Origin of the sequence: Christiangramia oceanisediminis (genome assembly GCF_022570735.2) — a bacterium.
Taxonomy (GTDB): Bacteria; Bacteroidota; Bacteroidia; order Flavobacteriales; family Flavobacteriaceae; genus Christiangramia; species Christiangramia oceanisediminis.
Window position 1 is genome coordinate 719589 of sequence record NZ_JANCNS010000001.1, and the last position, 11870, is coordinate 731458.

The 11870-nt window shown below is 41.6% G+C and carries 11 protein-coding genes; 4 read left to right on the top strand and 7 right to left on the bottom strand.

From position 1 onward, the window contains the following. Positions 1-7: 7 nt before the first annotated feature. Complete coding sequence (locus MKO06_RS03320) at positions 8-2077, top strand: M16 family metallopeptidase (protein ID WP_241550922.1); 2070 nt, start codon at positions 8-10, stop codon at positions 2075-2077. A 33-nt stretch (positions 2078-2110) separates the two neighbouring features. Here MKO06_RS03320 and MKO06_RS03325 read toward each other — a convergent pair whose 3' ends face one another. From MKO06_RS03325 to mutY, 5 genes are all read right to left on the bottom strand, one after another. After that, a complete protein-coding gene (locus tag MKO06_RS03325) occupies positions 2111-3034 on the bottom strand; it encodes a DMT family transporter (protein ID WP_241550923.1) in 924 nt (307 codons plus the stop codon). A gap of 63 nt (positions 3035-3097) precedes the next feature. Continuing rightward, positions 3098-3667, bottom strand: coding sequence for a gliding motility lipoprotein GldD (gene gldD / locus MKO06_RS03330; protein ID WP_241550924.1), 570 nt, complete (start codon positions 3665-3667; stop codon positions 3098-3100). After that, positions 3664-4986: a gliding motility-associated protein GldE gene (locus MKO06_RS03335; RefSeq protein ID WP_241550925.1), complete on the bottom strand. Its 1323-nt coding sequence runs from the start codon at positions 4984-4986 to the stop codon at positions 3664-3666. Before MKO06_RS03335 ends, gldD begins: the two co-directional genes overlap by 4 nt. Positions 4987-5007: 21 nt before the next feature. Continuing rightward, the gene (locus MKO06_RS03340; protein ID WP_241550926.1) at positions 5008-5484 is read right to left on the bottom strand and encodes a single-stranded DNA-binding protein; all 477 of its coding nucleotides are present in this window, start codon (positions 5482-5484) and stop codon (positions 5008-5010) included. A gap of 99 nt (positions 5485-5583) precedes the next feature. Beyond that, positions 5584-6636, bottom strand: coding sequence for an A/G-specific adenine glycosylase (gene mutY / locus MKO06_RS03345; RefSeq protein WP_241550927.1), 1053 nt, complete (start codon positions 6634-6636; stop codon positions 5584-5586). A 142-nt stretch (positions 6637-6778) separates the two neighbouring features. Here mutY and MKO06_RS03350 point away from each other — a divergent pair, with 142 nt between their 5' ends. Continuing rightward, complete coding sequence (locus MKO06_RS03350) at positions 6779-7069, top strand: HU family DNA-binding protein (RefSeq protein ID WP_156279992.1); 291 nt, start codon at positions 6779-6781, stop codon at positions 7067-7069. Positions 7070-7386: 317 nt separating this feature from the next. Beyond that, entirely contained in the window at positions 7387-8925 is a 1539-nt protein-coding gene (locus MKO06_RS03355; protein WP_241550928.1) for an Rne/Rng family ribonuclease, read from the top strand. 105 nt (positions 8926-9030) lie between these two features. Here MKO06_RS03355 and MKO06_RS03360 read toward each other — a convergent pair whose 3' ends face one another. Further along, complete coding sequence (locus MKO06_RS03360) at positions 9031-10449, bottom strand: serine hydrolase (RefSeq protein ID WP_241550929.1); 1419 nt, start codon at positions 10447-10449, stop codon at positions 9031-9033. Positions 10450-10531: 82 nt separating this feature from the next. Between MKO06_RS03360 and MKO06_RS03365 the strand changes: the two genes are divergently transcribed. Further along, positions 10532-11014, top strand: a complete 483-nt coding sequence (locus MKO06_RS03365; protein ID WP_241550930.1) for a regulatory protein RecX — start codon at positions 10532-10534, stop codon at positions 11012-11014. Here MKO06_RS03365 and MKO06_RS03370 read toward each other — a convergent pair. Further along, positions 11004-11870 (bottom strand): cupin-like domain-containing protein, encoded by an 867-nt coding sequence (locus MKO06_RS03370; protein WP_241550931.1) that lies wholly within the window; start codon positions 11868-11870, stop codon positions 11004-11006. The two genes, MKO06_RS03365 and MKO06_RS03370, sit on opposite strands and share 11 nt — an antisense overlap.

Consider the following 11870-nt stretch of genomic DNA (forward strand, 5'->3'; position numbering starts at 1 on the left):
AAAAGAGATGAGAATTAAATATATTTCAATCCTTCTGCTATGTTTGGTATGCATCGGTGCACAGGCACAGATAGATCGCTCCAAACAACCGGAACCAGGGCCAGCCCCATCGATTCAACTTGGCAAACCAGATGCCTTTACCCTGGATAACGGGCTTAAAGTCATGGTTGTTGAAAATCATAAACTGCCAAGAGTGAGAGCCAGCCTTATCATAGATAACACGCCTCACGGGCAGGGAGACAAACAGGGTGTGAAGGCACTATACAGCAGCATGATGGGCACAGGAACTCAAACCATGAGTAAAGAACAATTCAATGAAAAAATTGATTTTCTTGGTGCCAATATCGGGTTTGGATCAGAAAGCGCTTATGCCAGTTCACTTTCCAAGTTCTTTCCCGAAGTCATGGAGCTTATGGCAGACGGACTTTTAAATCCAAAATTCAACGAACAGGAATTTAAAGATCAAAAAGACAGGGTTCTTGAAAGTCTAAAATTAAGCGAGAAAAGCGCGAGTGCTATTGCAAGCAACGTGAGTAGCGCCCTGGCATATGGAAAGGACCATCCGTATGGCGAATTCGAAACTGCAGAAACCGTGAACAGCGTAAGTCTTGCAAATGTTCAGAATTACTACAATACCTATATCTCTCCAGCGAACGCTTATCTCGTGGTAGTAGGAGATGTAAAATCAAATGAAGTGAAGAAACTTGCTGAAAAGCATCTTGGAAACTGGAAGAAACCAGCTCCAAAGGCATCAAACCTTCCCGAGGTTGAAAATATCGCAAGTACCGAAATAAACTTCATCAACGTTCCGAACGCTGTTCAAAGTGAATTAAGAGTTCAGAACACCATCGATCTTAAGATCTCTGATGAAGACTACTTCCCTGTAGTAGTAGCTAACCAGATCCTTGGTGGAAGTTTTGGAAGCTATTTGAACATGAACCTTCGTGAAGAGCATGGCTGGACCTATGGTGCAAGATCATCTACCGGGGCAGACAAGTACGCCAGCAGGTTCATCGCCAGTACGAGCGTTCGAAACGCGGTAACCGATAGCGCCGTGGTTGAGATCCTGAAGGAAATAAACCGAATCAAGGATGAAAAGGTTTCACAGGAAGACCTGAAAAATGCCAAGGCTAAATTTGCAGGTAATTTTGTTCTTAATCTTGAAGATCCTTCCACTATTGCAGACTATGCTCTTAATATTGAAACCAATGACCTGCCAGAGGATTTCTACGAAACCTACCTGAAAAAGATCAATGCGGTGACTGCAGAGGATATTCAACGTGTCGCAAATAAGTATTACAAAACAGACCAATTACAGATCGTGGTTGCTGGAAAAGGCAGTGAAGTGCTAGAAGGCCTTGAAAATATTCAGTATAAAGGAAAAACCATTCCCGTAAAATATTTCGACAAGGATGCAAATGCTGCGGAAAAACCAGGCTCCGGAAAGGAACTGGATCCTTCAGTAACCGCTGAAAAGGTATTTGCAGACTATATCGAGGCCATTGGAGGCAGAGAAGCGGTGAGCAATGTGGAAAGTATGGTAATGAAGGCCGATGCGACCGTACAGGGCATGCAACTTAATCTTACCTCAAAAAGCACAAAAGATGGAAAAATGCTTCAGGAAGTTTCGGTTGGAGGAAATGTAATGAACAAACAGGTTTTCAACGGAGACCAAGGAGTTACAATAGCCCAGGGGCAGCGTATCCCATTTACCGAAGACCAGGTTAAATCTACCAGGTTAGAGGCGCAGCCATTTCCTGAATTAAACCCTGGTGATGCCAAGGTTACCGGTATCGAAGAAGTGAATGGAAGTGATGCTTATGCAGTTCAGGTAAGCGAGAATACCACAGCTTATTATGATATGAAAACCGGTCTTAAGGTTCAGTCGGTTAAAACCATGAGCCAGGGAGGACAAACCATGAGCATTCCAACTACATACAGCAATTACCAGGAAGTAGATGGCGTGAAATTCCCATTCACTATTTCTCAATCCATGGGACCTCAGAGCTTTGAGTTCAACGTATCTGAAATAATGGTAAATGAAGGTGTATCTGAAAATGACTTCAGCATCGAATAAAACCTAAATTTTTAGTATTTAAAGAGCCTCAACTTAAATGTTGGGGCTTTTTTCATAACTGTTCCTTCTGAAAGTAGACATCAGCCGTTTAGACCTGTTCACTATAAAAACGCCAACCAGTATCACCAGGGCCGAAATGATCTGCCAGAAACCAAAGACTTCCCCGTCAAGAATTCCCCAGCCAACAGCCACCAGCGGGATGGTATAGGTTACCGAAGAGGTAAACACAGGATCTGATATCTGGACCAACCGGTTAAAAATGATCTTTGCCAGGCCGGTATTCACGACTCCCAGTATGGTAATGTATACCAGGGAAAGTTTGGTTTCAGGTGAAAACTGTTCCTCTTCAAAAAAACCGGTAGAATATAATACCAACAGGGCCGGGATAAGCAAAACTGTAAAACTCCCTGTTGTTAATCCCAGAACGGAAACATCGTTAAGATAGGTTTTAAGAATATTCACATTGAAGGCATAGCATATCGTCGCCGAAATAACCAAAAGAGCATACCAGTAGTTCTGATCGGGATTGATACTTGCTCCACTGAAAATAAGCCCTAAAGTTCCGGCCAATCCAATCAAAACCCCCAGAACTTTATTAAAATTCAACACGGCTCTGAAGAACAGAAATCCAAAGATCATGGTAAGCAAGGGTGTGGTCGCATTAAGGATCGAAGCAATGGCGCTGTCTATCTCGGTTTCAGCAAAAGCGAAAAAATATACCGGAAAGAAAGACCCCAGAAGTCCTGATACCGTCATCCATTTCCACTGCCTTAAGCTAATACCTTTCAGCTTTCCAAAACCAAAAGCGAGCAGGAAAATAGCCGAAAATATGATCCTGAAACTACCCACCTGGTATGGACCTAGTCCAACCAGAGATTTTTTAATAAGAATAAATGAGCTCCCCCAAACGATGGAAAGCACGACCAGGTAGACCCATTTTAAATTCTTGGAATTCATCAAAAACCGATTAGAATTGGCAAAAATCGGTTTTCTGGATTGAAGTCAAAGTAAAAATGCCGATTATTCTTCCTTCCACTTAAGACTTTCCATCAAATGCCTGATATCCTTTTTCAGGTAATCGGCAGCCGGGACTATGGAATCGAAATTGGGAACGCGATCAAAATATACTGAACCAGTTATAAAATGATCGGTACTATCCGTTAAATAGAACTGGGCCTGGGAAGCGGCATCACCTTCGATCTCGTAGAACATTCCGTAGGTTTGGTTGAAATCATTGGTGTAAATATCGCCTTCGATTAGATCGGCTTTAATCGTATGCTGCAAAGGCAGTTTTTGGGCATCCATAAGCAGGGAATCCAGGTTATCACGAACCGGCTGGTAGGTTATAAAGATCGAGCCTTTCATGAATTCATAATCCAGGGTAATCCAGCAGGGAATCTGGTTACGTGATGGAAGCACTTTGGCCAGCTCGTTCTTTTCAAAGACATAAGGGCAGCCAATATCGATTCGTTCATAAGATGGTTTAGGATACTCCAGGGCTAAAAAAGCTTTTGGTTTAGGCCTGGGATCATCCTTGCAGCCCGCACTTACCAAAACCATCACAAAAAGAACGAATTTCAATATCCTCATACCGGCGCAATACTTAATTTGATCTGCTTGATGCGTTTATCGTCTATCACTTCGATGGTGAACTCGTAATTAAGGAAAGTGATCACATCCTGTTTTTTAGGAAATCCACCTGAAATCTCCAGGAGGAATCCGGCAAGGGTATCGGCTTCTCCTTTTTGCTCTTCAAAAACAAGCGGATCCTCTATCCTGACGATCTTATAAAAATCCTTTAAAGGAGTTTTACCTTCAAATACGAAGTTATTTTCGTCTAATTTGGAATAAATAAGATCCTCATCATCAAATTCATCACTTATATCCCCCACGATCTCCTCGATGATATCTTCAAGGGAAATAAGCCCGCTGGTTCCTCCATACTCATCTACAACGATGGCCAGGTGATTTTTCTTGTTCTTGAATTCGTTCAAAAGGTCATCCAGCTTCTTGTTTTCGGGCACAAAATATGGCTCCCGTAAAAGGCTGGTCCATTCAAAATCCTTGCGGTCCAGGTATTGTAAAAGATCCTTGATATACAGGATTCCAATTACATTATCTATGTTCTCCTTATAGACCGGGATACGCGAATAACCGTTACTGATGATCTCCGGAATGATTTCGCCAAAACTGCTCTGCTCGTTCAGTGCGAAAATATCCATTCTGGGTCTCATCACCTGTTTGGTATCGGTATTCCCGAAACTCACGATTCCCTGAAGGATCTTCTGTTCTTCCCTTGAGGTATCTTCTTCACTTGTTAATTCCAGTGCCTGGGAAAGGTGATCTATACTTATAAAAGATCGCTGTTTTCCAAGTTTATCATGAATATATAAGGTTACTGCCCGCATAGGTGTACTAAGTGGCGAAAAAAGACTGTCCAGGAAATTAATAGGATAGGCCATAAAATTGGAGAACTGAACCTTGTTCCGACTGGCGTACACTTTTGGAAGTATCTCGCCGAACAAAAGGATCAAAAATGTGGCAACCCCTACTTCGAGGATAAATCGAAGATCTACACCAAGGATTTCAGCATTGATTCCTGCAAAAAGGTCATCGGCCAATTGATCAAAGAGCAAAACGATCGCAATATTGATGAAATTATTGGCTACAAGTATAGTGGCCAGAAGCTTCTTTGGCTTATCGAGAAGATTGATTACGATAGTCTGGGTTTTGGTTCGCTTACCGTCTTCAGTTATGAAATTAGCCGGGGTAAGGGAAAAGAATGCCACCTCCGCTCCCGAAATAAGGGCAGAACATAACAATAGCACGAACAAAAATATCAAGCTGATCAGGTGGGTGAATCCCATTGTGGCCCAAAACAAAAGCAAACTGGGAGGTTCCGAATCCAAAGGCAAAGAATTTAGTTAAACTTAGAACGGCAGGTCATCTTCCTCCTCTTCCTGGGAGTAACCTTCATTCCTATTTGCGTAATTATCACTTTTAGATCTTTCAGACCTGGCTTGAGCTCCAGAAGATGACTGGCCAGAAGGTTCAGCTCCACCAGACTCAGACTTAGGCGTTAAAAAAGTAAACTCGGTACAGTGAATTTCAGTCTGGTAACGTTCATTCCCCTGATCATCCTGCCATTTACGGGTTTTGATCCGGCCTTCGATATAGACCTTATCACCCTTTTTCAGATACTTTTCACAAATCTCTGCAGCCTTATTTCTAACCACTACATTATGCCATTCGGTACTGGTAACCCGTTCGCCGGTAGTCCTGTTGGTATAGCTTTCGTTAGTTGCCAGCGGAAAACGACCTATAGATCCTCCACCTTCAAAATAATGCATTTTTACGTCATCTCCGGTGTGTCCTATCAACATTACTTTGTTTAATGTACCTGTCATTTTGGTCTGGATTTAAGTGCTTTGATTTTTCTTAACTGAACTAAAATAATAAAAAAATCTCCCTAAAGATTAAAATACAGGCAAAGATATAAACAAGATTCATTTATAGGCCGGAGGAAGATAGTCTTTTAAAAAATTTTCTATCAATACCGGAACTGGGTATTCTTTAATGCCAGCCAGGGCAATACTATTTGAATGAGCAGCATCTGCCTGGACCACCCAGAAACGGGTAAACAGGTGCTGGTGTGAGAGTTTATGCACGACCGGTTCAGAATTATACAATTCAACCGAAAACTTCCCGCCATTCAGATGTGTTTCAAAAGCTTCGGTTTTTACTAATTGCTCCTGTTCCACCAGCGAATCAGTTTCCACCAGCGGGAATTGATATAATCCGTTCCAGATGCCTTTCCCCTTTCGTTGTTCCAGTATTGTTTTCTCCTCATCGAGATCAAAGACCAGGTAATTGAAATAACGCTTCCTTACCTTGGTTTTTTTGAGTTTTACCGGAAGTTCCTTTACCCGGTTTTCCTTTAATGCCAGGCACTGATCATTAAAAGGACAAACCTCACAGGCCGGGTTTTGAGGCTTACAATGCAGCGCGCCGAATTCCATTAAGGCCTGGTTGAAAGTTGAGGGATCTTCCTTGTCCAGCAGTTCTTCAGCCAGTGCCTTAAATTCCTTTTTCCCGGCGGTACTATTAATAGGAGTATCTATGCCAAAAACCCGGGACAATACTCGATAAACATTCCCATCTACCACCGCAACGGGTTCGTCAAAACATATAGAAGCGATCGCGCTGGCTGTATAATCCCCCACTCCTTTTAATTGAACCAAACCTTTATAAGTATCAGGAAATTTACCCCCGAGTTCTTTTACCACATATTTTGCAGTTTCGTGTAGATTTCGGGCACGGGAATAATAACCCAATCCCTGCCATAATTTCAACACCTCATCCTGGGGTGCAGCAGCCAGATCTTCAACCTCAGGATAGGCCAGAATAAAGCGCTCATAATATGGCAAACCCTGCTCAACTCGCGTTTGCTGAAGAATTATTTCACTAAGCCATATTTGGTATGGTTCGTGCGCTTTTCTCCAGGGCAGGTCACGTTTATTTTGCAAATACCAATGTTTCAGTCTATTGGAAAACCTCATATAAAAAGTGATTCTGTGCAATAATAGAAGTTTATTGCGTTATTATTAGTGAATTAGGTTTGAAATATTGCAGATTTAATTCTTATATTTGCCCCCTTGAAAATCGGAAACCCCAATTTATTTTAATTTAAACCATACGAAAATGACTAAAGCAGATATCGTAGCGAACATTTCAGAAAAATTAGGAATGGAAAAAGGAGACGTACAGGCTACCATCGAATCTTTCATGGACGAAGTTAAAAATTCTTTAGAAAGTGGAGATAATGTATACCTACGTGGATTTGGAAGTTTTGTAGTTAAAACAAGAGCCGAAAAAACAGGTAGAAACATATCTAAGAACACTACAATTAAGATCCCTGCTCACAACATTCCTGCATTTAAACCTGCGAAAATATTCGTTGAAGGAGTTAAGACCAATGTTGAGGTAAAATAATTCAATTCCCCCTGCCCTCAGGGGGCGTTTATAAAATAATTACTAATTTAAATGACCGTACACTATGCCAAGTGGTAAAAAAAGAAAAAGACATAAGGTGGCTACGCACAAGCGTAAAAAGCGTAGAAGAGCTAACCGCCACAAGAAAAAGTAGTGTGACAACTACTTTTTTTATTTAAATCGTTCTTTGAAATCGAAACCCCCGACAGATTTTTCATGTCGCTGAGGTTTCTTCAGGATTAAAAAACCTGTGAAAAAATAATGTTTAATCCATCTGTGTCTGTTTATAAGCAGATATGGATATAAAATCTGGAAGTGTGGACAAAGAATTAATTATCAGGTCCGAACCTTCTGCTGTAGATTTTGCCTTATTAAAAGATGGAAAACTTATTGAACTTAACAAAGAAGAAGACAGTAACCAGTTTAATGTTGGGGATATTTATATCGCCAAAATTAGAAAAGCTGTTCCCGGGTTAAATGCCGCGTTCGTAAACGTAGGATACGAGAAAGACGGATTCCTGCATTACCACGATCTGGGCCCCCAGGTATCTTCATTATTAAAGTTCATAAAACGTGTAAGCACAGGTAAACTCAAAGATTATTCTTTAAAGAATTTTCCTTTTGAAAAGGATATAGACAAAAACGGCGCAATTGCCGATGTCTTAAAATCAAATCAGTCGCTACTGGTTCAAATCGTTAAAGAACCAATCTCAACCAAAGGCCCCAGGATAAGCTCCGAGCTTTCACTGCCGGGCAGGTACATCGTTCTGGTACCCTTCTCCAATCGCATTTCGGTCTCACAAAAGATCGAAAGCAAGGAAGAAAAGGAACGTTTGAAGAGACTGGTAAAAAGCATTAGACCCAAAGGTTTTGGGATTATTGTAAGAACCGTAGCCGAAGGCAAAAAAGTAGCAGAACTGGACAGAGATCTCCAAAATTTAGTAGGTCGCTGGACAGCCATGTGTAAAAAACTGTATAAACCGCATCACCCATCAAAAGTACTGGGAGAATTGAACAGGGCATCGTCCCTGTTAAGAGACATTTTCAATGACTCGTTTACTTCTATTTGCGTTGATGACGAAACGCTTTATACTCAAATCAAAGATTACGTGAGCGAGATCGCTCCAGAAAAAGAATCAATCGTAAAACTGCATCAATCCAACCAACCCATTTTCGAGAAGAACGGTATCGAAAGACAGATAAAAACTTCCTTTGGGCGCACCGTATCCATGAGTAAAGGCGCCTACCTGGTCATAGAGCATACAGAAGCCATGCACGTCATAGACGTGAACAGCGGGAACCGCTCGAATAAATCCAAAAACCAGGAAGATACCGCACTGGAGGTGAATATGATTAGTGCTACCGAAATTGCCCGCCAGTTACGACTACGTGACATGGGAGGCATTATCGTGATAGACTTCATTGACATGAATAGAGCCGAAAACCGTAAGAAGCTCTACGATCACCTTAGAAAGGAAATGAGTGATGACCGCGCAAAACACAAGATTTTGCCACCAAGTAAATTTGGATTAGTTCAGATAACGAGACAGCGCGTAAGGCCAGAGATGAACATCAAAACCCGGGAGGAAAACCCAAACGGAAATGGTGAAATTGAAGCACCCATTAGTGTGGTGAACAAGATCAAGGCTGACCTTGAAAAACTGATCAAAAAAGACCATAAAAAGATCACGCTTAGCGCGCATCCATTTATTGCCGCCTTTTTAACTAAAGGCTTTCCATCGCCCCGATCAAAGTGGTTTGTAGACCACAAACGTTGGGTGAAAATTTTACCTAGAGATGCTTACACGTATTTAGAGTACCACTTTCACGATAAAGACGGGAAAGTGATCAAATAGAAAAAACGCCTTTCAAGCAATTGTAAGGCGTTTTTTTATGGAATAAAGTCAATAAAACTTCTATCCCTGGGAATCAAAGACAGTCCTGCTTTTTCCCTGCAACCATTAAGGCTGTATCTTCTTTACATAATTATTATGCCTTTTTAACCGGACAACCTTTCCATTATCATCCCTTTCAAATTCCACATATTCACCCAGTTCCTCATCATCCCTCAGCCTTCTAAACCTATCTCCCTCAACATGTTTAAAAATGCTCATTCCTGTGGAAGCATTATCAGTTGGCAAATTAATACTAACCAGCTTATCGCCCCATGTACCAATATACATCTCATGGCTCCAGGGTCTCAGGTCATAATATCCTGTATAATCTTCCAGATTCACTTTGGTAGTAGCAGTGGAATCTTTTTTTGGTTTTTTCGATAATAACGCATGCATCCCGCGAATATATTTCCCAGGATTTTCACCCCCGGCATTGATCATCACAACATAAGCCATTTTGGTTTTCGGGTTTAACAGAATAGAAGTTCGATACCCAGGACAGCTTCCCCCATGGCCTACCCATTTACTTCCATCAGGACCTTTGGATACCGAAAATCCAAGCCCCCAGGTATGGTCGAAATCGGGGTCGGTCCAGTGTACGTTTTGCATATATTCTAAAGTTGAAGACTTCAGTATCTCTGTTTTTGTGGTGTCCAAAAGTCGGAACTGCCACATGGCAAATTTCGCCAGGTCCTCAACGGTAGAAGAATAACCGGCAGCCGGCTTTATTCCCCGGGCCTGGAAAAAATTAACCCGATCCCGTTCGCCGGAACGGCCTTCAGGAGTATAGCCAATAGCCAGTTGTTTTCCATAAAGTTCTTCAGGAAGTTCAGTTCTTGTATCATTCAGCTTAAGCGGATTGATGATATTTTCCATCACGTATTCGTCATAAGACATGCCTGAAACCTCTGCAACCACCTCTCCCAGCAGCGTAAGCCCAAGATTACTGTACTGAAAGTATTTAGAAGAAGGATATAGTGTTTCCTGGCTTTTCAGATTTTCATCAATTTCCTGTTGTTGCGGAAATGGAAAGTCCGGCGCCGTCCAGTAAGGAAAGTTGGCTTCCCTGGGCAGGCCCGATGAATGGGTTAACAAAGATCTAATCGTGATTGGCCAGCTGTCTTCAAATTGCTGTTGCAGATCATAATTGGGAAGTATATCCTCGATCTTATCGTCCAGCCTTAATTTCCCTTCCTCTACCAGCTTCATGACTGCCACAGAAGTAAAGAGCTTGGAAATAGAACAAATACTGCAGATCGTTTCGGGTTTGGCTTCTACACCTTCTTCTATATTTGCCATACCATAGGCCCCCTTCCAGATGATCTCCTGGTCTTTGACAATGGCAGCGGTAATGGCAGGCAGATTTTCATAATCCTGTTGAGCACTCAGCCAGGCTTCTATAAGCTGAATGGCCTCTTTATTTTCAGACTGGGCATGTACGAGTAAACCTGTAAACAGGAATACGGTCACTAAAATTCTTTTCATATTATATGGTTTTTGACTAGGGATTTCCTCTAAAAATAATACTTTTCCGAAGTTCGCAAATAAAGCTGGATTTTAAATTAGCATGAGAGCACCCGAAAAAAGATCCTATACCGTTGAAGAGGCCATGCAAAAGCTGATGCACTTTTGTGCTTACAGGGATCGATCTCAGAAGGAAGTTGAAGATAAACTTATACAGATGAATATGATCCCGGCTGCCAGGGAAAAGATCATCATCAAACTCATGGAAGATAAATTCCTGAATGAAGAGCGATTCGCCAGGAGCTTCGTACGAGGTAAGTTCAGGATGAAAAAATGGGGAAAGATCAAGATCACCCAGGAATTAAGAAAACGGGAAATTTCTGCCCCACTTATTAAAACAGGCCTTTCCGAGATCGATCAAAAAGTTTACCTGGAAACTTTATATGAACTTGCTGAAAGAAAGCTGGAAAAGATCAAGGAACCAAACGATTTTAAGCGAAAAAAGAAACTAGCCGATCACTTATTAAGAAAAGGCTACGAAAGTCAATTGGTTTTCGACTGTGTGAACGACCTCATCACAGACTGATATCGTGCTTTTTATGGGTTCTCTTTACGGCCTGCTCGTTCTTATAATCTATCCACTTCTGACCTCTAATTTTTCGCATATAATTATCAAAATGACGCATAAAAATAAGGTTATAAACGGCCTTTGAAAAATTAGTGAGCGTTCGTGGAGTTGCCCTTAGGCTCATCGAAAACCCTGGACTTAGATAGGTCATCTGGTGCCAGTATCCTTCAGGCATGTAGAGACATTCGCCATGATTCAATTCAGTAATATATCCCCTGGCTTTTTTCAGAACAGGAAATTTCTCATAATCAGGCTCATTGAAATCGATATCCTCCCGCGAGATCAGTGCATGCGGAACCTTATAAAGATTCTCGCTCTGGCCTGGCGGAAATAATATACACTGCTTCTTTCCGTGGAAATGGAAGTGAAGAATATTTGCATAATCGATGTCGTAATGCATAAAAACCCTGGAATTCTCACCTCCAAAGAATAGCATTGGTAATTGTTTTAGGAATCGCAGGCCAATATCCGGAAACTGGAAATCATCCTGGAAAGCCGGCACCTCCTTCATTAAATTATACAGAAAAATGCGGTAGTTCGTAGGTCCTTTTTTAAGAAGCTCGATATAATCGGCCATTTTCATCTCGGCATGAGCCTGATTGAATTTATATTCTGAAGAAATTGGCCTGTCATCATAAAGTGGAACTTTCCTATCCCCGGCGATCCTGGAGACATAGTTGAGATCCCATTTATGATAAGCCGGCCAGTCCTCGATAAGCCTTTCGATAACTACCGGCTTTTGAGGTTGTACAAAATCTCTCTTAAAAGCCTCTTTCGAAATATTCCTGATTCTTGGTATGGGTTCCAGTTTCAT